The 21,676-nt window shown below is 71.3% G+C and carries 17 protein-coding genes and 1 tRNA gene; 9 read left to right on the top strand and 9 right to left on the bottom strand.

Annotated features, from left to right (window positions below; genetic code table 11):
• Positions 1 to 282: 282 nt before the first annotated feature.
• Positions 283 to 1,194, bottom strand: a complete 912-nt coding sequence (locus ACFVWY_RS15760; protein WP_389871955.1) for a hypothetical protein — start codon at positions 1,192 to 1,194, stop codon at positions 283 to 285.
• Positions 1,195 to 1,448: 254 nt separating this feature from the next.
• Here ACFVWY_RS15760 and ACFVWY_RS15755 point away from each other — a divergent pair, with 254 nt between their 5' ends.
• Positions 1,449 to 2,225 carry a S1 family peptidase gene (locus ACFVWY_RS15755; protein WP_389871953.1) on the top strand — a complete coding sequence of 259 codons (777 nt, stop codon included), beginning with the start codon at positions 1,449 to 1,451 and terminating at the stop codon, positions 2,223 to 2,225.
• Positions 2,226 to 2,243: 18 nt separating this feature from the next.
• Here ACFVWY_RS15755 and ACFVWY_RS15750 read toward each other — a convergent pair whose 3' ends face one another.
• Positions 2,244 to 4,049: a beta-galactosidase family protein gene (locus ACFVWY_RS15750; RefSeq protein WP_389871951.1), complete on the bottom strand. Its 1,806-nt coding sequence runs from the start codon at positions 4,047 to 4,049 to the stop codon at positions 2,244 to 2,246.
• A gap of 227 nt (positions 4,050 to 4,276) precedes the next feature.
• Between ACFVWY_RS15750 and ACFVWY_RS15745 the strand changes: the two genes are divergently transcribed.
• Complete coding sequence (locus ACFVWY_RS15745; protein WP_389871948.1) at positions 4,277 to 5,170, top strand: helix-turn-helix domain-containing protein; 894 nt, start codon at positions 4,277 to 4,279, stop codon at positions 5,168 to 5,170.
• Between the two features lie 11 nt (positions 5,171 to 5,181).
• The gene (locus ACFVWY_RS15740) at positions 5,182 to 5,508 is read left to right on the top strand and encodes a chorismate mutase (RefSeq protein WP_389871946.1); all 327 of its coding nucleotides are present in this window, start codon (positions 5,182 to 5,184) and stop codon (positions 5,506 to 5,508) included.
• Positions 5,509 to 5,536: 28 nt separating this feature from the next.
• Here the strand turns inward: ACFVWY_RS15740 and ACFVWY_RS15735 are convergent, their stop codons facing one another.
• Entirely contained in the window at positions 5,537 to 6,286 is a 750-nt protein-coding gene (locus ACFVWY_RS15735) for a hypothetical protein (protein ID WP_389871944.1), read from the bottom strand.
• 138 nt (positions 6,287 to 6,424) lie between these two features.
• Between ACFVWY_RS15735 and pepN the strand changes: the two genes are divergently transcribed.
• The 3 genes from pepN (at position 6,425) to ACFVWY_RS15720 (ending at position 12,011) form a co-directional block, all read left to right on the top strand.
• On the top strand, positions 6,425 to 8,929 hold the full coding sequence (pepN, locus tag ACFVWY_RS15730) for an aminopeptidase N (protein ID WP_389871942.1): 2,505 nt from the start codon (positions 6,425 to 6,427) through the stop codon (positions 8,927 to 8,929).
• Between the two features lie 263 nt (positions 8,930 to 9,192).
• Complete coding sequence (locus ACFVWY_RS15725; RefSeq protein WP_389871939.1) at positions 9,193 to 10,596, top strand: pyridoxal phosphate-dependent decarboxylase family protein; 1,404 nt, start codon at positions 9,193 to 9,195, stop codon at positions 10,594 to 10,596.
• Complete coding sequence (locus tag ACFVWY_RS15720; RefSeq protein WP_389871937.1) at positions 10,593 to 12,011, top strand: lysine N(6)-hydroxylase/L-ornithine N(5)-oxygenase family protein; 1,419 nt, start codon at positions 10,593 to 10,595, stop codon at positions 12,009 to 12,011. Before ACFVWY_RS15725 ends, ACFVWY_RS15720 begins: the two co-directional genes overlap by 4 nt.
• Before the next feature lie 70 nt (positions 12,012 to 12,081).
• On the opposite strand, the gene ACFVWY_RS15715 is transcribed toward ACFVWY_RS15720, so the two are convergent.
• The gene (locus ACFVWY_RS15715) at positions 12,082 to 13,893 is read right to left on the bottom strand and encodes a bifunctional metallophosphatase/5'-nucleotidase (protein ID WP_389871935.1); all 1,812 of its coding nucleotides are present in this window, start codon (positions 13,891 to 13,893) and stop codon (positions 12,082 to 12,084) included.
• A gap of 201 nt (positions 13,894 to 14,094) precedes the next feature.
• On the opposite strand from ACFVWY_RS15715, the gene ACFVWY_RS15710 reads away from it, so the two are divergent.
• Together ACFVWY_RS15710 and pyk are read left to right on the top strand one after the other, a co-directional pair.
• A complete protein-coding gene (locus ACFVWY_RS15710; RefSeq protein ID WP_389871932.1) occupies positions 14,095 to 14,793 on the top strand; it encodes an SIMPL domain-containing protein in 699 nt (232 codons plus the stop codon).
• A 135-nt stretch (positions 14,794 to 14,928) separates the two neighbouring features.
• Positions 14,929 to 16,362, top strand: a complete 1,434-nt coding sequence (gene pyk, locus ACFVWY_RS15705) for a pyruvate kinase (protein WP_389871930.1) — start codon at positions 14,929 to 14,931, stop codon at positions 16,360 to 16,362.
• A 53-nt stretch (positions 16,363 to 16,415) separates the two neighbouring features.
• Here the strand turns inward: pyk and ACFVWY_RS15700 are convergent.
• Positions 16,416 to 16,498 (bottom strand) — tRNA-Leu (locus tag ACFVWY_RS15700).
• Between the two features lie 99 nt (positions 16,499 to 16,597).
• On the opposite strand from ACFVWY_RS15700, the gene ACFVWY_RS15695 reads away from it, so the two are divergent.
• Complete coding sequence (locus ACFVWY_RS15695; protein WP_389871927.1) at positions 16,598 to 17,248, top strand: ANTAR domain-containing response regulator; 651 nt, start codon at positions 16,598 to 16,600, stop codon at positions 17,246 to 17,248.
• A gap of 77 nt (positions 17,249 to 17,325) precedes the next feature.
• On the opposite strand, the gene ACFVWY_RS15690 is transcribed toward ACFVWY_RS15695, so the two are convergent.
• The 4 genes from ACFVWY_RS15690 to ACFVWY_RS15675 are packed head-to-tail and all read right to left on the bottom strand — an operon-like array spanning position 17,326 to position 21,657.
• Positions 17,326 to 18,042, bottom strand: a complete 717-nt coding sequence (locus ACFVWY_RS15690) for an ABC transporter ATP-binding protein (RefSeq protein WP_389871925.1) — start codon at positions 18,040 to 18,042, stop codon at positions 17,326 to 17,328.
• A complete protein-coding gene (locus ACFVWY_RS15685) occupies positions 18,039 to 18,938 on the bottom strand; it encodes an ABC transporter ATP-binding protein (protein ID WP_389871922.1) in 900 nt (299 codons plus the stop codon). The genes ACFVWY_RS15690 and ACFVWY_RS15685 overlap by 4 nt, the downstream gene beginning before the upstream one ends.
• The gene (locus tag ACFVWY_RS15680; protein WP_389871919.1) at positions 18,935 to 20,722 is read right to left on the bottom strand and encodes a branched-chain amino acid ABC transporter permease; all 1,788 of its coding nucleotides are present in this window, start codon (positions 20,720 to 20,722) and stop codon (positions 18,935 to 18,937) included. The genes ACFVWY_RS15685 and ACFVWY_RS15680 overlap by 4 nt, the downstream gene beginning before the upstream one ends.
• Positions 20,723 to 20,727: 5 nt before the next feature.
• Positions 20,728 to 21,657 carry a branched-chain amino acid ABC transporter permease gene (locus tag ACFVWY_RS15675; RefSeq protein ID WP_389871917.1) on the bottom strand — a complete coding sequence of 310 codons (930 nt, stop codon included), beginning with the start codon at positions 21,655 to 21,657 and terminating at the stop codon, positions 20,728 to 20,730.
• Between the last annotated feature and the right edge of the window lie 19 nt (positions 21,658 to 21,676).

Below are 21,676 nucleotides of genomic sequence, written 5' to 3'. Positions count from 1 at the left end.
GGTCAGGGGCGCGGCGGCGCGGCGGCGGGGCGCGGCGGCAGGGCCGCGTAACCGGCGGCCGGCGGGGGCGGTCCCACCGGGGCGCCCGCCGCCGGGTGCCCGGCACGTGCCCGCGGCGTCCCTGAGGGCTGTCCCGTCATCCCTGGCGGGCGTGCGACGACAGTCACGGCACCTCGCCGCGTTGTGGGAACGCCCGAAATCCGGTATTCGGGCGTCCCTCCGCCGTGCGACGCACCGCGTCTGACGCCGCACGCCGATCCACCAGGGATGACGGGCCAGCCCTCAGGTGTCGCAGTCCAGGACCGTCCCGCACAGCCCGCAGCGGGCGCGGACCCGGCCGCGCGCCGGGACGCGCAGGCGCTGGTGGCACACCGGGCACGCGAAGGAGACCCGCAGCGCGTCCGGCGCGCCCTCGAAGGCGTACGGAGCACCGGGCGCCCCCGGGGTGTCCGGCCGGTCCCGGGCGTGCCGCCGGGCCTTCGCGTAGCGGCGGCGGTCCGCCCAGCCCGCCGCCGTGAGCGGGGGTTTCCGGGTGTCCCGCAGGGCCCGCTCCCGCCCGGCCCGGAACGCCTCGTACGCCTGCGGGCTGGTGAACCACGGCGACGGGTCCTCGCCGAAGGCGGACGCCCGCTTGGCGAGGACGTAGCCGAACTCCTCCGGGGTGAGGTAGCCGAGTTTCTGGCTGGAGAGCTTGTCCTCGCGGAAGGCGTCGAGCAGCAGCCAGCCCGCGCCCAGGTAGGCGGCCACGGTGTCGGTGAGGATCTCGTTGTCCCGCGTGCCGGGGAACGCCAGGCCGAGCCGGTGCAGCAGCACATGGGTGACCTCGTGGGAGAGCGCGGCGCCGATGTCCCTGCGGTGGGTGCGGAAGCGGTCGTTGAGCTGGACGAAGTACTCGGGCCCGGCAGCCAGTTCGACCTCGGCGGCGTGCTCCATCGCGCGGAAGGCGACGATCATCCGGGCGTCGGGCAGCCGCAGGTGCTGGACCACTGACCGGGCCACCCGCTGGGCGCCGAGGTGCAGGTTCTCCCCGTCGTCGAAGGCGGCCTCGGCGGGGGCGAGGCTCGTGGCGTAGGAGTGCACGCCGTCGTACGAGAGACGCCGGTACAGCGCGGTGATCGCGGACCGGACCGTTTCGAGGTGCGGGAACCCATGGACCACCGGGCTGCTGGTGGTCCGGCTGCTGCCGTCCGTCATGTCCCCCCGTCCCCGAGGATCGGCCGGCCTTCACTGTAGCCGCAGGGGTATGGGCGATCTTGGCCGGAAAGTGATCCTTGTGGGAGTCGTGATCATTTCCCGATAATCCCAAGCGTGCCTTTGTCGGGAGCATGACCATGGCGCGGTGCTCTGCCGCGCGCTCCCGGTCGGAACCCGGCTCGGGCACAGGCACTCCCCACACGCATCACCACGCACCTCCACCTGCCACACCCCCCACGAAAGAGGGCAGTTCGTTGAAGCAGCTTCTGCGTGCCGTGAAGAGATGTTCCGTCATAGCCGCCGTCGTCCTCGCGGGCTTCAGTCTCCAGCCCGCCAGCGCGTCCGCGGCCCCCCAGCCGGTCGTCGGCGGAACCCGCGCCGCCCAGGGCGAGTTCCCGTTCATGGTCCGGCTCTCGATGGGCTGCGGCGGCGCCCTGTACGCCAAGGACATCGTGCTCACCGCGGCGCACTGCGTGGACGGCTCGGGCAACAACACCTCCATCACCGCTACCGGGGGCGTCGTCGACCTCCAGTCGTCCAGCGCGGTCAAGGTGAAGTCCACCAAGGTCCTCCAGGCCCCCGGCTACAACGGCGCGGGCAAGGACTGGGCGCTCATCAAGCTCGCCCAGCCCATCAACCAGCCGACCCTGAAGATCGCCACCACCACCGCGTACAACAACGGCACCTTCACCGTCGCCGGCTGGGGCGCGGCCACCGAGGGCGGCGCCCAGCAGCGCTACCTGCTGAAGGCCACCGTGCCCTTCGTCTCCGACGCCGAGTGCCAGTCCGCGTACGGCGGTGACCTCATCCCCGGTGACGAGATCTGCGCCGGGCTGATCGACACCGGCGGCGTGGACACCTGCCAGGGTGACTCCGGCGGCCCCATGTTCCGCAAGGACAACGCCGGAGCCTGGATCCAGGTCGGCATCGTCAGCTGGGGCAACGGCTGCGCCCGGCCCGGCTACCCCGGCGTGTACAGCGAGGTCTCGACCTTCGCCGCCAGCATCGCGTCCGCGGCGGCCACGCTCTGACCCGGGCCACGGCCTGAGTCACACCCGGACCACCCCGGGGGCGTCCGTGCGTACGGGCGCCCCCGGGCCCAGCTCCGCGTACGGGGCGCCCGCCTCCTCCACCTCCAGCACCCACACCTCGTTGGCGCCCTCCCGCAGCACCGGCCCCGGCACGTACAGCGTCCGCTGCGCGCCCACCGACCAGTAGCGGCCCAGACAGAAGCCGTTCACCCAGACGAACCCCCGTGTCCAGCCCGGCAGTTCGAGCCCTGCGTGCCCCGTCCCGGCGATTCCTTCGAGCGCGAACGTTCCCCGGAACAGTCCGGTCCCGCCAGCCTCCGGGACCTCGTCGAACGCCACCCGCTCCACCGCGCCCGGCTCCTCGAACGCGTCCAGCCGCAGCGCCCGCGCCCGTACCCCGTGCAGATACTGCCGCTCGTGCCGTATCCCGCCCGTGATCCCCTTGGGCTCCCCGAGCCGCGGCCCGTAATTGACCCGGCCCAGCGACTCCACCCACAGCTCGACCTCCGCGGGCCCGGCCACCGGCTCGGGAAGGGCACTGTCCTCGGCTGTCAGGACCCCTGCCCGGACCCCGTCCACCCGCACCACGGCCCGGTCACGGAGCCCCGTCACATCCAGCCCGTACGGCTGACGCGGGCCCGGCACGGACACCCGGTAGCGCACCAGGCCCCGGTCGACGCCCAGTTCCTCGAAGGTCGGCGGCATCCCGGACGGCGCCCCCTCCTCGTCCCCCAGCGCCTCCAGCACCGTGTCCAGCGAGGCCCACCCGGTCAGCCGGGCCCGCACCCCCGCCGCCAGCCCCACCGGCTCGGGCGGCAGCCCGGGCAGCGGGCCGTCCGCGTACGCGGCCAGCACCTCGCGGAACAGCCGGAACTTCTCCGTGGCGCGGCCGTACTCATCGATCGGCGCGTCATAGTCGTACGACGTCACCGTCGGCAGGAAGTCCTCGTCCTGGACCGGGCCCGAGCGGTTCGCCCCCGCCCACCCGGCGAAGTTCGTCCCCCCGTGCGCCATGTAGATGTTCACCGACGCCCCGCACTCCATGATCTCCCGCAGCGCCTCGGCGGCCGGCTCCGGATCGCGTACGACCGGCTCGGCGCCCCAGTGCTCGAACCAGCCGCACCAGAACTCCATGCACATCAGCGGTCCCTTCGGCTGATGGCGGCGCAGCACCTCGAAGGCCGCGCGCGCCCCCGATCCGAAGTTCGCCGTGGCCAGCAGCCCCGGCACGGAGCCGCCCGTGAGCATGTGGTCCTCCGGCCCGTCGGAGGTGAACAGCGGTACGGTCACCCCGCGTTCGCGCAGCATCCCGGCCACCCGCCGGAGATAGACCTGGTCGGAGCCGAAACTCCCGTACTCGTTCTCCGCCTGGACCATGATCACCGGACCGCCGCGGCCGATCTGCCGCTGCACCACCTGCGGCAGCAGCGCGGAGAACCACCGCTCCACGGCCTCCAGATACCCCTCGTCACGGGAGCGCACCCGCCGGCCGAACCGCCCCGTCACCCAGACCGGCAGCCCGCCGTTCTCCCACTCGGCGCAGATGTACGGCCCCGGGCGGACGATCGCCCACAGCCCGGCCCGCTGCGCGGCGTCCAGGAACCTGCCGAGCGCGCCCACGTCCCGGAACCGGCCCGGCCGCGGCTCGTGCAGGTTCCACGGTACGTACGTCTCGACGCAGTTCAGGCCCATGGCGCGGAGCATCGCCAGCCGGTGGTCCCACTGCGCCTCGTGCACCCGGAAGTAGTGCAGGGCGCCCGACAGCAGCCGTACGGGCTTCCCGTCGAGCCGGAAGTGGTCGTCCCCCACGGTGAAGTCAGCCATCGTGCTCGTACTCTCCTGTGCGTGCGGCCCCCGGGAGCCGCGCGCACCCGGGTCGCACGACGGTACGCACCACGGAGCGGGCGAACCCGGGAGGGATGTTGCCACCACCCTCGCCCCCTGGCGTCCGGCCGGTCCATGGACAAAGATCACTACTGTTTGGACGCAATTGTTCGAACCCGCGTCCCAACCGGCGCGGCACAGGGACGAAGGGGGAGTGAGGACGGCCGATGTACCACACCTGGATGCGGTTCTTCACCCCCAGCCCGCTCCACCACCGGCTGGGCCTGGTCTGCCTGGGGGTGGGGCTCCAGCACGGCGCCCTGCCGACCGTCGGCCCGCGCACCCTGGACCACCACGTGGCCGTCGTCGTCCATTCCGGCAGCGGCTGGTTCACCGGGGCCGACGGCCGCCGGGTGCCCGTCACCGCGCCCAGCCTCATCTGGCTCACCCCCGGTACCCCGCACCACTACGGCGCCGACCCCGGTACCGGCTGGGACGAGAGCTTCGTCGACTTCACCGGCCCCGCCACCGCCACCTACACCGAACTCGGCTACATCGAGCCCGACCGGCCGCTCGTCCCGCTCGCCGACACCGCCGCGCCGCGCGCCGCGATCAGCCGGATCGTCCGCGCGGCCCGCCGCGGGAACCCGCTGCTGGAGGTGGAGACCGGTGCCGCCGTCCACGAACTGCTCGTCGCCCTGCGAAGGGCCCGCGCCGATGTCAGCCCCGACGGCGACCCCGTCCTGCAGGCCCTCGCCCGTGACGCCTTCCAGCCACTTTCGGTCGCCGAGCACGCCGCCCGGCACGGCATGACCGCCGCGGAACTGCGGACGGCGGTACGGCGGGGCGCCGGGTGCAGTCCCAAGGACTACCTCCTCGGCATCCGGCTCGGTCGCGCCAAGGAACTCCTCGCCGCCACGGACCTGCCGGTCGCCGCCGTGGCCCGGCGCGTCGGCTACGACGATCCGGCGTACTTCTCCCGGCTCTTCGCCCGCCGGGTCGGCACCGCCCCCGTCCGCTTCCGCGAGCAGCAGGGGCGCAGTGTCCCCGGCGGCTGGAGCGACCGGGTTCCGGACCCGGAGCACCCGCCGACGATCACCACGCGGCCGGACACGGCCTAAGCTCGCTGACCATGACGACGAGTGACATCGACGCGTCCGTGAGCGCGGAACTGAACCGGCTGCGCGAGAGCATCGACAACATTGACGCCGCTGTGGTCCACATGCTCGCCGAGCGATTCAAATGCACCCAGCAGGTCGGCCACCTCAAGGCCGCCCACCACCTGCCCCCCGCCGATCCGGCCCGCGAGGGCCGGCAGATCGCCCGGCTGCGACAGCTCGCGGAGAGCGCGCACCTCGACCCGGCCTTCGCCGAGAAGCTGCTGAACTTCATCGTGGCGGAGGTCATCCGTCACCACGAACGGATCGCGGAGGAATCCGCCACCGCCGCCGACGACTGAGCACCGGACCCCGGCCGGTGCACCGGCACTAGGGCGGGGACACCGGTACGGTCACCGCGGCCCCGGGCCCGTCCGCCCGGCGCCGTCCGCGCCGCCTCGACCGCACCACCCCCGCGGTCACCAGCAGCCCCCATCCCGTGGCCAGCACGGTGATCCCGGCGGCGGCCGACTCGTTCACATGACCGCCGCCGCCCACCGGCTCCGGCGCCCCGCCGCCCGCCCAGTCCGGCAGGACCAGCAGCCCCAGCCCCACCAGGGCGGGCAGCACCCACCCCACGCTCCCGCGGCGCGCACACCGCACCGCCAGCAGCGCGCCCGCGGTCAGCAGCACCGCGCAGCCCAGCGCCGGAAGCACGGTGTACGCCAGCCATTCCGACAGCAACGGCCGCCAGTACCACTGCGCACCGGGCCTGGGCCCGTCGTAGTAGTACAGCGTCCGGGGCTGCGGGTCGCCCAGGAAGTCCCGTAGCGTCCCCGGCACCATCCCGCCCGCCAGCCCGCCGCCGAACACCAGCCCCGCGAACCGGCCGGACCGGCTCCCGTCGGCCCGGCCGATCCGCAGTGCCCCCACCGCGCAACAGCCCGCCAGCAGGCCCAGGAAGACCCCCTTGACCGCCCCGTAACCGACCGGTGTCCAGGCGCTCCACGGGTAGTTCTCCAGATGTGCGGCCCGCCACATCCCGACGAGGCACCAGGCGAGCGCCCCCGCCGCCACCCCGCACGGCACGACCCCCACGATCCGCTGCCCGCCCGGCCGCCCGGCCACCGCTCCCGCCACTGTCCGCCCCCGTGCCGCTCCTGCCCCGCCCGTCGCAGGGCGGGACGCGGGCCACCGCCCCCACGGTTGCCGGGCCCGTCGCTCAGCCGTGGGAGAACTCGACTGCGGGCGGCCCACCGGGTACGGCAGCATGGACGCATGTCCGTACTGACGCGCGACGAAGCGCAGACCCGAGCCCAGTTTCTCGACGTGCACCACTACACGATCGACCTCGACCTGACCCTGGGGGAGGAGACCTTCGACTCCCGCACCGTCATCCAGTTCACCGCGGCCACGGCCGGGGACACCTTCGTCGAGCTCAGGCCGGCCACCCTGCGCTCGATCAGCCTCGACGGACATGCCCTCGACCCCGCCGACCTCGTCGAGAACCGCTTCCCGCTCACCGGTCTCACCCCCGGCGCCCACGAACTGCGCGTCGACGCCGCCATGCGGTACTCCCGCACCGGCGAGGGCATGCACCGCTTCACCGACCCGGCCGACGGCGAGACCTACGTCTACACCCAGCTCTTCATGGAGGACGTCCAGCGCGTCTTTGCCGCGTTCGACCAGCCTGACCTCAAGTCCGTCTTCGCCCTCACGGTCACCGCCCCCGAGGGCTGGAGCGTCCTTGGCAACGGCATCTCCGAACACCAGGGCCAGGGCCGCTGGGAGCTGGCCGCCACGCCCCTGATCTCCACCTACCTCGTCGCGGTCGCCGCGGGCCCCTGGCACTCCGTGACCACCGAGCACGCCGGACTGCCCTTCGGCATCCACTGCCGCCGCTCGCTCGCCCCTCACCTCGACGCCGACGCCGACGAGATCCTCGACATCACCCGGGCCTGCTTCGACCGCTTCCACGAGAAGTTCGACGAGCCGTACCCGTTCGACTCCTACGACCAGGCCTTCGTACCCGAGTTCAACGCGGGTGCCATGGAGAACCCCGGCCTCGTCACCTTCCGCGATGAGTTCGTCTACCGCTCCGCCGTCACCGACACCGAACGCCAGACCCGCGGCATGGTCATCGCCCACGAGATGGCCCACATGTGGTTCGGCGACCTGGTCACCCTCGCCTGGTGGGACGACATCTGGCTCAACGAGTCCTTCGCCGAGTACATGGGCTTCCAGACCCTCGCCGAAGCCACCCGCTTCACCGACACCTGGGTCGACTTCGGCGTCGCCCGCAAGGGCTGGGGGTACGACGCCGACCAGCGCCCCTCCACCCACCCCGTCGCCCCCGACCCGGAGGCCGTGCCCGACACCGCGTCCGCGCTGCTCAACTTCGACGGCATCTCCTACGCCAAGGGCGCCTCCGCCCTGCGCCAGCTCGTCGCCTGGCTCGGCGAGAAGGACTTCCTGGCCGGGATCAACGCCCACTTCGCCCGCCACAAGTTCGCCAACGCCACCCTCGCCGACTTCATCGACAACCTCGCCTCGGCCACCGACCGCGACGTCCACGCCTGGGCCGACGCCTGGCTGCGCACCACCGGCGTCGACACCCTCACCTCCCGCGTCGAGGAGGCCGACGGCGGCTGGACCCTCGCCGTCGACCGCAAGGGCAGCCGCCCCCACCGCATCGCCGTCGGTGCCTACGACCGGGCCCCGGACCCGCACACCGGCGCCGACGGGCTCGTCCTGCGCGAACGGTTCGAGATCGACGTCCCGCAGAACGGCACCCCCGGGGTCCGCCCCGGCCACCGCCCCACCCTGCTCGTCCTCAACGACGGCGACCTCGGCTACGCCAAGGTCCGTCTCGACGGCCACTCCTGGGAGACCGTCCTCACCGGTCTCTCCGGCATCCCCGACGCGCTGAGCCGCGCCGTCGTCTGGAACACCGCCCGCGACATGGTCCGCGACGGCGAGCTCTCGCCCAGGGCCTACCTCGACGCGGCCCGCACCCACCTCCCGCACGAGAGCGACCTCGCCCTCGTCCAGGGCGTACTCGCTTTCTCGGGCACGCACATCACCCGTCAGTACCTCAGCTCCGAGGACCGCCCCGCGGGCCTCGCCACCCTCACCGCCCTCTGCCGCGACCTCATCCGCCGCACCGAGGACGGCCACAACCCCGGCCTCCGCCTCCTCGCCGTACGCCACCTCATCGACGCCGCCACCCAGCCCGACACCATCCAGGACTGGCTCGCCAACGGCACCGTCCCCGGCGGACCCGAGCTCGACCCCGAGCTGCGCTGGCGCGTCCTCACCCGCCTCGCCATCCTCGGCGCCACCGACGAGGCCGCCATCGCCGCCGCCCTCGAACAGGACCCCAGCGCCACCGGACAGGAAGGCGCCGCCCGCTGCCGTGCCGCCCTTCCCACCCCCGAGGCCAAGGACGCCGCCTGGCAGGCCCTGTTCCATGACGACAGCCTCTCCAACTACCTCTTCGCCGCCGTCGCCCAGGGCTTCTGGCAGCCCGAACAGGCCGATCTCGTACGCGCGTACGTGCCCCGCTTCTACCCCGAGGCCACCGCGCTCGCGGCCCGCCGCGGCACTGCCATCGCCGAGGCGGCCGGAGCCCACGCCTTCCCCGTCCACGCCGTCGACGCGGACCACCTCCGCCTCGGCGAGCAGACCCTGGACGGCCAGGACCTCACCCCCGCCCTGCGCCGCAAGCTCGTCGACCGGATCGACGACCTGCGCCGCGCCCTGACCGTGCGCGAAGCCCACTGACCGACCCCGGACCACCTGTGCCCGGCGCCCCCCACGGGAGGGCGCCGGGCACAGTCATGCCAGGCACCCGTCCCCACGGGAGGGCGCCGGGCAGAGCCATGCCAGGCACCCTTTAACACCAAAACCGCCACGCCACCCACCATTCGAATCGTCATCCCCCTTTCGGGTTCAAATTTTTCGGCTCCGTGCGTGAGCCCCGGCGAAACCCGGGCAAGCTGACACGTCGTCCCCTGCCCCCCACGCAGCCGAAGGGCCCCACAGCCATGCCCACGCAGCCCCCGCCCCTCGCCGGAACCACGACCGGACCCGCCGCGCTGCGCCCCCTTCTCGCCACCGTCCTCGACGCCCTCCACGACGGAGCCCGCCGACGCGACGGCCCCCTCCCCGCCGGTGGCCCCGACGCCGTCACCCCCCGGACGCGCGCCGCCACCCACCCCGTCATCCCCGACCAGGGCACCGGCCCCCACCACGCCCTGCGCACCCTCGTCACCGCCCTCGCCGAAGGCGCCGCCGACCCCGCCGACCCCCTCTGCACCGCCCACCTCCACACCCCGCCCCTCGCCCTCGCCGCCGCGGCCGACCTCGCCGCCTCCGCGCTCAACCCCTCCATGGACTCCTGGGACCAGGCCCCCGCGGCCTCCGCCATCGAGGCCGACACCACCGCCGCGCTCGCCGCCGAGGTCTACCCCCACCACACCGGCCCCGACGCCCTCATCACCACCGGCGGCACCGAGGCCAACCAACTCGCCCTTCTCCTCGCCCGCGAACGCAACGGCCCCGTCCAGACCGTCTGCGCCGCCAGCGCCCACCACAGCATCACCCGCGCCGCCTGGCTCCTCGGCCTCCCCGCCCCCGTCGTCCTCCCCGCCCCCGACGGGGTCATGGACCTCGCCGCCCTCGACGAAGCCCTCACGGCACTCCACCCGCCGCTGTTCGTCACCGCCACCGCGGGCACCACCGACACCGGCCGCATCGACCCCCTCGCCGACATCGCCGACCTCTGTGCCACCCACGGCGCCGAACTCCACATCGACGCGGCCTACGGCGGCCCTCTGCTCTTCAGCCCCACCCACCGCGGCAAGGTCCACGGCCTCGACCTTGCCCACAGCGTCACCCTCGACCTGCACAAACTCGGCTGGCAGCCCGCACCCGCCGGCATCCTCGCCGTTCCCCACCACCACGACCTCGACCCCCTCCATCACCAGGCGCCCTACCTCAACGCCCACGACGACACCGAAGCCGGCCTCCCCGACCTCCTCGGCCGTTCCCTGCGCACCACCCGCCGTCCCGACGCCCTCAAGATCGCCGTCACCCTCCGGGCGCTCGGCCGCGACGGACTCGCCGACCTCGTCGACCGCACCCTCGCCACCGCCCACCGCCTCGCCGACCTCATCGCCGAGACCCCCGGTCTCGACCTCTACGACCGCCCCACCATCAGCACCGTCCTCTTCCGCCCCACCGGCGCCGACGACGACACCGTCGCCGCCATCCGCCGCACCCTTCTCACCCGGGGACGGGCTGTCCTCGGCCGTGCCCACGCGGGCGGCCGCCTCTGGCTCAAGGCCACCCTCCTCAATCCCCACACCACCCCCGGCCACCTCCGCACCCTCCTCTCCCTGGTGCACCGGCTCGCCCACGAGATCCCGGAAGGCAACACCCCCCGATGACCGACCAGCCCACCCCCGGCACCGACCAGCCACACGACCTCATCGGCATCGGCATCGGTCCCTTCAACCTCTCCCTCGCCGCCCTCGCCCACGGCGTCCCCGGCCGTCCCCGCCCCCTCGACACCGCCTTCTACGAGCAGCGCCCCGCCTTCCACTGGCACCCCGGCCTCCTCATCGACGGAGCCAGCCTCCAGGTCCCCTTCCTCGCCGACCTCGTCACGCTCGCCGACCCGGCCAGTCCCTGGTCCTTCCTCAACTACCTCCGCAGCCGCGACCGCCTCTTCCCCTTCTACTTCGCCGAGCGCTTCCACATCCAGCGGGCCGAGTACGACGCCTACTGCCGCTGGGTCACCGGATCGCTCCCCGGCCTCCACTTCAGCCACCAGGTCGACGCCGTCCGCTGGAACCACCAGCGCGGCCTCTTCGAGATCGACTTCACCCAGCTCGACCACGACGGCGAGGCCCAGGCCCTGGGCCGCGCCCACGCCCGCCACATCGCCCTGGGCGTCGGCACCGAACCCCACATCCCCGGCCCCCTCAAACCCCTCATCGAGGCCGACGACCTCCCCGTCATCCACTCCGCCGACTACCTCCACCACCGGCAGGAACTCCTCGACGCCCACCACATCACCGTCATCGGCTCCGGCCAGTCCGGCGCCGAGATCTTCCTCGACCTCCTGCGCGCCCGACCCGCCGGCCGCGAGAACCTCCACTGGCTCGCCCGCACCCACGCCTTCGCCCCCATGGAGTACTCGAAGCTCGGCCTCGAACACTTCACCCCCGACTACAGCCGCTACTTCCACGCCCTGCCCGAAGCCGTCCGCGACGAACTCGTCCCCCACCAGTGGCAGCTCCACAAGGGCATCGACGCCGACACCATCGCCGCCATCCACGACGAGCTCTACCGCCGCACCCTCCACGGCGGCTGGCCCGACACCACCCTCACCCCCGGCGTCTGCGTACGCACGGCCGGACGCGTCGCCCGCGCCCGCATCGAACTGCACCTCGAACACACCCAGCAGAACAGCCGCACCCGGCTCACCACCGACGCCGTCGTCCTCGCCACCGGCTACCGCGAGCGCTCCCTGGACCGCGTCCTCAGCTCCCTCGACCCCTACCTGCGCCGCGACGCCTCCGGCCGCCCCCGTATCGACGACCGGTTCCGCCTCGTCCTCGACCCCACCGTCACCGGGAACGTCTACGTGCAGAACGCCGAACGCCACACCCACGGCGTCGGCGCCCCCGACCTGGGGCTCGCCGCCTGGCGCAGCGCCACCATCCTCAACGACCTCACCGGCACCACCCCCTATCCCCTCCCCGAGCGCACCGCGTTCACCACCTTCGGCCTCTCCCCCCAGGGCCCCGGCGTCCCCACCCGCAGCGCCGACCTCATCCCCCTCGCCCGTAACAACTGACTCCCCCCACCACACAGAAGGCGGCCGCCCCCTCCCGAAGGAGAAGACGGCCGCCCGCCGGCAGCACCCGCTAGAACACCGGTGTGCCCTCACGGGTCAGGCGCCAGTCCACCGAGGCGAACCGCGCGCTGTCCACCGAACCCTTCGCCTGCACCCAGGCGATGATGGTGTTCCGGATCTCCTCCGAGTTCGCCCACAGCTGCTTGGCACCCGCCACGTGCGGGAAGTTGCCTCCACCGCTGGCCCGGTAGTTGTTCACCGCCAGCACGAACTGCGCCGCCGGATCCACCGGCTTGCCCTCGAACGCCAGGTTCACGATCCGCGAGCCGCTGGGCTTGGCGATGTCGATCTCGTACGTCAGTCCCGACACCGCGTCGTAGTTGTAGTCCGGGGTGTTGTCCGCGTTCGTCAGCTTCGCCGTGTCCACCGGCGCACCCGCCGCCGTCCGCACGTAGTACCGCGCGGAGAACTCCAGGTAGTCCCGCAGCTGGGCGCCCGTCAGCAGCCGGGCCTCAAGGGTGTTCTCGAAGGGGTATAGACCCGCCGCGTCCTTGATCGTCACGTCCCCGGCCGGAATCCGCGCCGTACGCGAGAAGCAGGACGCCTGCGAGAGCACCGGCAGCGCCGCGTACGCGCCCCCGGCCAGTGCCTCCTTCACCGTCTCCGTCTGGACGACGTTGATCAGGTCGATGATCGGCTCGTCCTTCCAGGCCGCCTCCGCCGTGCTCATCGCCGCGGTCGACGTGCCGATGACCTGATTGACGTAGGCCACCACCTTCCTGTGCTCGTCCGCCAGCAGCCGGGTGATCTTCGGGTCCTCCGCCTCGGTGTTGGAGTTCAGCACCCGCGAACCGGCCTTCTCCACCACCCAGCGGCCCTTCTCCCACACCAGGCCGAAGTCGAAGAGGGTCAGCCGCTGCCCCCACTTCAGCGGCTCGGACAGCACGACCTTCTTGCCCGTCTGCCTGTTCTCCACGAAGTACTCGGGGATCTCCAGGTGCGCGTGCCCGACCAGGATCGCGTCGATCCCCGGCACCTGCTCGGCGACCAGCCCCGCCGCGTTCTCCACGTAGGGCACCTGGTCCCCGTACGACGAGGTGCCGCTCGTGCCCGAGTGCGCCGCGACGATCACCACGTCCGCACCCAGCGAACGCAGCCGCGGCACGAACTTCGCCGCCTGCTCCTCCAGTCCCGGGAACACCATCTTCCCGCCGACGTTCGCCTTGTCCCAGATCGCGATGCCCGGGTTGGTCAGCCCCAGGATCCCGACCTTCACGTCCCGGCCGTGCGGCGTCCGCAGCTTCTTGATGACGTACGGGGCGAACGCGGGCCGCAGCGACTTCGCGTCCAGCGCGTTCGCTCCCAGCAGCGGGAAGTCGCACTGCTCCTCGAACTTCCGCAGCACCGGGATGCCGTAGTTGAACTCGTGGTTGCCGAGCGCCGCCGCGTCGTAGCCGATCGCGTTCATCGCCTGTGCCATCGGGTGCACCGGACCGCGCTTCGCCGTGATCGGGTCGATCTTGGCGTAGTAGTACGACAACTGGGTGCCCTGGATGGTGTCACCCGCGTCGATCATCAGCGTGTTGTGACGGCCCTTCTCCCGGCGGACCCGGTCCACCAGCGTGGAGATCTTCGCCAGACCGACGTCGTTGTGGTCCTTGTCGTCGAACTCCTTGTCGGTGAAGTAGTCCCAGTTGAAGACGTTCCCGTGCAGGTCCGTCGTGCCCATCACGGTGAACGAGTACCGCTTCTGCGGACGCCCGTGGCCGTGGCCCCGGCCGGGGCCGTCGGCCGCGGCGGGCGCCGCGGAACCCCCCGCGACCGCCACACCCGCACCGGCGGCCGCCGATGCGCCCAGGAACGTCCTACGGTTCAGCGGCATTTCGTCTCCCACATCTCAGTTCTCACGCGCTTCAGTTCCCGCGCGTTCCGTTCGCGTACGGCACGGCGCGGTTCCGGAATCACCGGGCCGACCGCGCACAACGCGCGTAGATAATGTCGCAGGAGCCGCACCCGGCAACACCCCTCGCGGGTTTCGATCTGGTGACCAGCCGTTGTCGGACCCGGATGCGACAGTGGAACCATGACCCAAGCGCCGCCGCCCCACGGAACCCCCGAGCACCCCCGCGTCGCCGTCCGCGGCGACGCCCGCCTCGAAGTCGAACCCGAGACCGCCCGCGTCGGCATCACCGTCACCGCCCGGGGCAAGGACCGCCGCCACGCCCTCGACGACCTCACCCGCCGCAACAACCAGGTGCTCGAACTCGCCCGCGGTTACGGACCGGCCGTGGAAAAACTCGAAACCGGCGCGTTCTCCCTCACGCCCGAACTCGCCCAGTCGGGCCGGAACGAGAAAATCCGCGCTTACCACGGCCGCGTCCACATCACCGCCGTCCTCAACGACTTCACCGCGCTCGGTGAATTCACCACCCGAATCGCCGACCTCGAAATGACCCGGGTCAACGGCCCCTGGTGGGGCCTGCGCCCCGGCTCACCGGCCCACGCCGAAGCCCGCCGCCTCGCCGTCCACGCGGCCGTCCAGCGTGCCCGGGAGTACGCCGGTGCCCTCGGCTCCCAGCTCACCGCGCTCGTCGAACTCGCCGACCTCGGCGCGGAGAACGCCGCCCCGCCCGTCCCGGCCGCTCCCGGAGCCCCGCGCGGCCGCGCCGCCTACGCGGGGGCCGCGGCCGAGCCCGCCCCCGCCCTCGATCTCGAACCCCAGCGCCAGACCGTCTGCGCCCAGGTCAATGCCCGCTTCATCATGTCACCGCCAAAACTCTGACGAGTTCCGCGGGAAATGCTCATCCGAGCACCCCGGTGCACAATTCGGCACTTGTCAATAACCCTTCATCCAAAGGTCGTTGAGCAGTCACAGGAGGCCAATCGGCTACCCGTAGGTAAGGGCTAGGGTCGAAGCATGCGCCGAGCGAAAATTGTTTGCACCCTGGGCCCTGCCGTCGACACGTACGACCGGATCAAAGCATTGGTCGAAGCGGGAATGGACATCGCCCGCCTCAACCTCAGCCACGGCACCTACGCGGAACACGAGGAGCGGTACCGCCGCGTACGCAAGGCCTCCGGCGAGCTCGGGCGCAGCGTCGGCATCCTCGCCGACCTCCAGGGGCCGAAGATCCGCCTCGGCTGCTTCGGTGAGGGCCCCGTGCTCCTCGAACGGGGCGACACCTTCACCATCACCGTCGAACCCGTCGAGGGCGACCGCCACATCTGCGGCACCACCTACGACGGGCTCGCCGCCGATGTCACGCCGGGCGAGCGCATCCTCGTCGACGACGGCCGGGTCACCCTCGAAGTCACCGGGGTCGACGGCCCCCGGGTCCGCACCACCGTCATCGAGGGCGGCATGGTCTCCGACCACAAGGGCCTCAACCTTCCCGGCGTCGCCGTCTCCGTCCCCGCGCTCTCCGAGAAGGACATCGAGGACCTGCGCTGGGCCCTGCGCACCGGCGCCGACATCATCGCCCTCTCCTTCGTGCGCAGCGGACGCGACATCGAGGACGTCCACCGCGTCATGGACGAGGAGGGCCGCCGCCTCCCCGTCATCGCCAAGGTGGAGAAGCCCCAGGCCGTCGAGAACATCGACGGCATCGTCGCCGCCTTCGACGGCATCATGGTCGCCCGCGGCGACCTCGGCGTCGAGATGCCTCTGGAGCAGGTGCCGATCGTCCAGAAGCGGGCCATCAAACTCGCCAAGCGCAACGCCAAGCCGGTCATCGTCGCCACCCAGATGCTCGACTCGATGATCGACCATTCCCGCCCCACCCGCGCCGAGGCCTCCGACGTCGCCAACGCCGTCATCGACGGCACGGACGCGGTGATGCTCTCCGGCGAGACCAGCGTGGGCACGTACCCGGTCGAGACCGTCCGTACGATGTCCCGCATCGTCGAGGCCGCCGAGGAGGACATCCTGGCCAAGGGCCTCCCGCCGCTGACCGACCGCAGCAAGCCCCGCACCCAGGGCGGCGCGGTGGCCCGCGCGGCGGCCGAGATGGGCGACTTCCTCGGCGCGAAGTTCCTGGTCGCCTTCACGCAGAGCGGCGACACCGTCCGCCGGCTGTCCCGCTACCGTTCGCCGATCCCGCTCCTGGCCTTCACCCCGGACCGGGCCACCCGCGCCCAGCTGAACCTGACCTGGGGCGTCGAGACCTTCCTGGGTCCGGAGGTGGACTCGACGGACGCCATGGTCGCCCAGGTCGACGAGGAGCTCCTGAAGATCGGCCGCTGCCAGAAGGGCGACATCGTGGTCATCACGGCGGGCTCCCCGCCCGGCGTCCCGGGCTCGACGAACCTGGTCCGGGTGCACCACATCGGCGAGGACGACAGCCCGAAGTAGGGGGGAAGCGGAAAGCGGATGCTCACGAGAGTGTGAACATCCGCTTCGGGATGTGCCGGGTGCGGGAGTCGAACCCGCACGTCCTTTCGGACAGATGTGTTTGAGACATCAGCGTCTGCCATTCCGCCAACCCGGCTGGCCAACCCGGTCGGAGTCTACCGGTTCCGCGCGGGTTCCTGCAGCTAGGTAGGCTGCATCAGCAGCAGCATCTGTCCGGCCCGTAATGAGGAGCCCCGTGACCACGCCCGAGTCGCCCCAGCCAGCCGCTGACGATGACCAGCCGCACGTTCCGCCGCTGACGACCCGCGTCGTCATCGCCGAGGACGAGGCGCTCATCCGTCTCGATCTCAAGGAGATGCTGGAGGAAGAGGGGTACACGGTCGTCGGCGAGGCGGGGGACGGGCAGCAGGCCGTCGAGCTGGCCCGGGAGCACCGGCCGGATCTGGTGATCCTCGATGTGAAGATGCCGGTTCTCGACGGGATCTCCGCCGCGGAGAAGATCGCCGAGGAGTCGATCGCGCCGGTGCTGATGCTGACCGCCTTCTCGCAGCGCGATCTGGTGGAGCGGGCCCGGGACGCCGGGGCGATGGCGTATCTGGTGAAGCCGTTCAGCAAGAGCGACGTGGTGCCCGCCATCGAGATGGCGGTGTCGCGGTTCGCGGAGCTGAAGGCGCTGGAGAACGAGGTCGCGGACCTGGCACAGCGGCTGGAGACGCGGAAGCTGGTGGACCGGGCGAAGAGCATTCTGCAGACGGACTACGGGCTCTCCGAACCGGCCGCGTTCCGGTGGATCCAGAAGACGTCGATGGACCGCCGGCTCTCGATGCAGCAGCTCGCCGAGGCGCTGATCGCGGACGCCGAGGAGAAGAAGAAGGCCGCCGAGTAGGCGGCGCACGAGCGTACGCGCAAGGCCCGCACCCGGGGTGGAAACGGGGTGCGGGCCTTCCGCGTACGGGAGGAGGGTCAGTCCTCGCCGAGGTAGGCCTTGCGGACGGACTCGTCGTGCAGGAGGTCCGCGCCGGTGCCGGAGAGGACGATCTTGCCGACCTCCATGACGTGGCCCTGGTCGGCGAGGGAGAGCGCGGCCTGGGCGTTCTGCTCGACGAGCAGGATGGTGGTGCCCTGGGCCTTCAGCTCGACGATCGTCTCCATGATCTTCTGCATCATGATCGGGGAGAGGCCCATGGAGGGCTCGTCGAGCATCAGGAGCTTGGGCTGGCACATGAGGGCACGGCCCATGGCGAGCATCTGCTGCTCGCCGCCCGAGAGGGTTCCGGCGGCCTGCTTGCGGCGTTCCCCGAGGATGGGGAAGAGGTCGTAGGCGCGCTGGATGTCCTTCTCGATGCCCGCCTTGTCGCTGCGGAGGTAGGCGCCGAGCTGGAGGTTCTCGGTGATGGTCAGCCGGGGGAAGATGTGGCGGCCCTCGGGGGAGTGCGCCAGGCCCAGCGCGACGACCTTGTGGGCGGGGACGTCGTTGAGCGGTCTGCCGTCGAAGACGATACGGCCGCCAGCTGGCTTGAGCAGGCCGGACAGGGTGCGCAGGGTGGTGGTCTTGCCCGCACCGTTGGTGCCGATGAGGGTGACGACCTGACCGGCTTCGACGGTGAAGGAGATGCCCTTGACGGCTTCGATCTTGCCGTAGGCGACGCGGAGGTCCTCGACCTCTAGCAGTGCGGTCATCGGGTGTCCTCCTCCTCGGTGCTGGTGCTGGTGCTGGTGGTGGCGGCCTTCGCCGCGCCGGTCTCGGCGGCCTCGACCTCGGCGGCCTCCTCGGCGCCGGGGGCGCCTTCGAAGGGGGTGCCGAGGTAGGCGGCGACGACGCGTTCGTCGCTCTGGACGACGTCGGCGGTGCCCTCGACGAGCTTCTCGCCCTGGACGAGCACGGCGACGCGGTCGCAGAGGTTGAAGATGAACCGCATGTCGTGCTCGATGACGAGTACGGCGATGCCCTTGTCCCGGATGGCGAAGATGAGCTCTTCGGTGACGCGGGTCTCCTGCGGGTTCATCCCGGCGGTGGGCTCGTCGAGCAGCAGGAGCCCGGGGTCGCTGGCGAGGGCGCGGGCGATCTCCAGCTTGCGCTGGTCTCCGTAGGGGAGGTTGCGCGCGAGGTGGTCGGCCTTGTCCTGGAGACCGATGAACTCCAGGAGTTCCATGGCGCGTTCGCGGCTGGCCTGCTCGGCCCGGGTGAAGCCGGGGAGGCGGAGCAGGGCGGACCAGAGACCTTCCTTGGTCCTGGTGTGACGTCCGACGAGGACGTTCTCCAGAACCGTCATATTGGCGAAGAGCCGGATGTTCTGGAAGGTGCGGGCGATGCCGGCCTGGGTGACCAGGTGCGGCTTGGGCGGCAGGACCGTGCCCTTGTAGCTGACCTTGCCCTCGGTGGGGACGTACAGCCCGGTGAGGCAGTTGAAGAAGGTGGTCTTGCCCGCGCCGTTGGGGCCGATGAGGCCGACGATCTCGCCCGCGTTGACGGTGAAGTCGACGCCGCGCACGGCGGTGAGGCCGCCGAAGCGCATGGTGACGCCGCTGGCTTCGAGGACGGGGGTGGCGGTCTTCGTGGTGGTCATGGTGGTCACGCCCCCGCCTTGGCGATACCGGCGCCGGTCTCTTCGGACTGCCGTGGTTCGGGTACGTCGGGCTGGTCGTTCTCGTGGAACTCAAGCTGCTTGCGGCGGTCGGCGACCAGTCCTTCGGGGCGCAGCCGCATCAGCAGGATGAGCGCGATGCCGAAGAGGAAGAGCTGGTAGTCCTGCATGAACTGGAGCTTGGCCGGGATGAGGTAGAGCAGCGCGGCGCCGACGAGCGGTCCGCTGAGGGTGCCCATGCCGCCGAGGATGACCGCGGCGAGCAGGAACGCCGAGTTCGGCGGTACGGAACCGGCGAACTGGTACTGCTCGGGCGTCACGGTGTAGTTGACGTGCGCCTGGACGGTTCCGGCGAGCCCGGCGAGGGTGGCGCCGAGGGCGAAGGCGAGCAGCTTGAGCCGGAAGGCGTTGATGCCCATGGCGGTGGCGGCGGTCTCGTCCTCGCGGATGGCGACCCAGGCGCGGCCGATACGGGATTCCCCGGAGCGGCGGAAGACCAGGACGACGACGGCGGTGAAGACGAGCATCAGCAGGTAGTAGTTGGAGGACCTGCCGAGGTCGAAGCCGAGGATGCTGTGCTTCAGGCCGAAGTCGAAGCCGAAGAAGTTGAGGTCCGGGATGCTGGGGATGCCCTGGGAGCCGTTGGTGAGGTCGGGGCCGCTGTTGCCGTTGAGGTTGTTGACGGTGAGGCGGAAGATCTCTCCGAAGCCGAGCGTCACGATGGCGAGGTAGTCGCCGCGGAGCCGCAGGGTGGGTGCGCCGATGAGTACGCCGAAGACGAGCGAGGCTCCGGCGCCGGTGAGGACGGCGGCCCAGAAGGGGAACTCGACGCCGATGGCCGACATGGTGGAGCCGGAGACCAGGGCGGCGGCGTAGGCGCCGACACCGAGGAAGGCGACGTATCCGAGGTCGAGGAGGCCGGCGAGGCCGACGACGACGTTGAGGCCGAGCGCGACGGTGCCGAAGATGAGGATGTTGGCGCCGATGAGCGCGTATTCCTCTTTCTGCTGGGTGAAGGGGAAGCAGACGGCTGCGACGAGCGCCGCGGCGAGCGTGATGTTGCGGTGCTTCGCGGTCAGCGCGGTGAGGCGGGAGACGAGTCCGGCCCGGTGGAGCGCGGTGAAGGCGAAGGCGACGGTGATGAGGAAGCCGATGAAGAGTTCGGTGTAGTCGGTGTCGATGCCGTAGGCGAAGACGTAGAGGCCGATGCCGAACGCGACGACGATGATCAGGATCTCGGCCCAGGAGGGGAGGGCCTTGGCCCGGGGGGCCTGCGGGGCGCCGAGGCTGTTGCGGAAGCGCTGCCAGGCGGTGGCCCCGGTGCCGGTGAGCGGCTGGTCGCCGGGGAGGCCGAGCGCGGCGACCGCGGCGATGAGCGCGCCGATGCCGCTGACCCAGGCGCCGGGCTCCAGGTTGACGGCGCCGCCGAGTTCGTAGGAGATGGCACCGAGGGCGTAGCCGGTGGTGCCGAGGGTGCCCAGTGCGACGAGGCGTACGGGGCTGTTGGTGCCGCCGGGAGTGAGCCAGCGCAGACCGCTGATGCCGTACCCGGAGAGGGCGAGGAGCAGGGTGAGCGCGGCGCTGATCAGGGTGAGGACCTGGAGGCCGCCGGGGTAGCCGGTGACGGTGAGGTCGCCGGGGAATTCGCTGGTCCAGGTCCAGGCGAGGAAGGTGCCGGCGAGTGCGGCGGCGGCGCCGACGACGGTGCCGATGCGGGCCGCGGAGGCGGGGACCGGCAGGAAGGCGGCGGGTGCGGTGGTGTGGTTCGTGGTCATCCGTATCACGCCCGATCCGCGACGCGTTCGCCGAGCAGACCCTGGGGGCGCAGCAGCAGGACGATGATGAGCAGGACGAAGGCCCATACGTCCTTCCAGGCTCCGCCGCCGAAGAGCTCCATGCCGGGCACGTTGCTCATGTAGCCGGTGGCGAGGGATTCGGCGATGCCGAGGACGACGCCGCCGAGCATGGCGCCGTAGATGTTGCCGATTCCGCCGAGCACGGCCGCGGTGAAGGCCTTGAGGCCCATGATGAAGCCCATTTTGAAGCCGATCTGGCCGTTCTTGAGCCCGTAGGCGACGGCGGCGACGGCGGCGAACGCGGCACCGATGGCGAAGGCCATGACGATGATGCGGTCGGTGTTGATGCCCATGAGCTTGGCGGTGTCGGGGTCCTGGCTGGTGGCCTGCATGCCGCGGCCGGAGCGGGTCTTGGAGACGAAGAGCCCGAGAGCGAGCATGCAGATGGGTGCGGTGATGAGGACGAAGAGGTCACCGCGCTGGATGTGGGCGCCGAAGATGTCGAGCGCCTCACCCTTGAACTGGGGGAAGGAACGGTCCTTCTTGGCGTCCGGGTACCACTTCCAGATGGCCTGCTGGAGCGCGAGGGAGAGTCCGATCGCGGTGATCAGCGGGGCCAGCCGGGGTGCGTTGCGCAAGGGCCGGTAGGCGAAGCGCTCGGCGGCGGTGCTGACGGCGACGGAGCAGATGACGCCGCCGATGATCATGAGAGGGATGATTGCGAGGAGGGAGACACCGGCCGGCATCCAGAGGTACACGGTGAGAGCTCCGAAGCCTCCGATCATGAAGATCTCGCCGTGGGCGAAGTTGATGAGCTGGATGATTCCGTAGACCATCGTGTAGCCGATCGCGATGAGTCCGTACATCGCGCCGAGGATGAGTCCATTGGCCAGCTGTTGCGGCAGTTCGTTCACCGCAGGGCCTCCGTGGAGT

The organism is Streptomyces sp. NPDC058195 (genome assembly GCF_042883525.1).
Lineage (GTDB): Bacteria > Actinomycetota > Actinomycetes > Streptomycetales > Streptomycetaceae > Streptomyces.
The sequence above is the reverse complement of the archived record's forward strand: the minus strand, read 5'-3'. Positions and strand labels throughout refer to the sequence as shown.

Bases quoted from the DNA above. Each gene is read 5' to 3' on its own strand.
- pepN (WP_389871942.1), top strand. From the start codon at position 6,425: ATGTCCGTACTGACGCGCGACGAAGCGCAGACCCGAGCCCAGTTTCTC.
- ACFVWY_RS15680 (WP_389871919.1), bottom strand. From the start codon at position 20,722: ATGACCACGAACCACACCACCGCACCCGCCGCCTTCCTGCCGGTCCCC.
- ACFVWY_RS15740 (WP_389871946.1), top strand. From the start codon at position 5,182: ATGACGACGAGTGACATCGACGCGTCCGTGAGCGCGGAACTGAACCGG.
- ACFVWY_RS15710 (WP_389871932.1), top strand. From the start codon at position 14,095: ATGACCCAAGCGCCGCCGCCCCACGGAACCCCCGAGCACCCCCGCGTC.
- ACFVWY_RS15715 (WP_389871935.1), bottom strand. From the start codon at position 13,893: ATGCCGCTGAACCGTAGGACGTTCCTGGGCGCATCGGCGGCCGCCGGT.
- ACFVWY_RS15720 (WP_389871937.1), top strand. From the start codon at position 10,593: ATGACCGACCAGCCCACCCCCGGCACCGACCAGCCACACGACCTCATC.
- ACFVWY_RS15750 (WP_389871951.1), bottom strand. From the start codon at position 4,049: ATGGCTGACTTCACCGTGGGGGACGACCACTTCCGGCTCGACGGGAAG.
- ACFVWY_RS15690 (WP_389871925.1), bottom strand. From the start codon at position 18,042: ATGACCGCACTGCTAGAGGTCGAGGACCTCCGCGTCGCCTACGGCAAG.
- ACFVWY_RS15760 (WP_389871955.1), bottom strand. From the start codon at position 1,194: ATGACGGACGGCAGCAGCCGGACCACCAGCAGCCCGGTGGTCCATGGG.
- ACFVWY_RS15745 (WP_389871948.1), top strand. From the start codon at position 4,277: ATGTACCACACCTGGATGCGGTTCTTCACCCCCAGCCCGCTCCACCAC.
- pyk (WP_389871930.1), top strand. From the start codon at position 14,929: ATGCGCCGAGCGAAAATTGTTTGCACCCTGGGCCCTGCCGTCGACACG.
- ACFVWY_RS15725 (WP_389871939.1), top strand. From the start codon at position 9,193: ATGCCCACGCAGCCCCCGCCCCTCGCCGGAACCACGACCGGACCCGCC.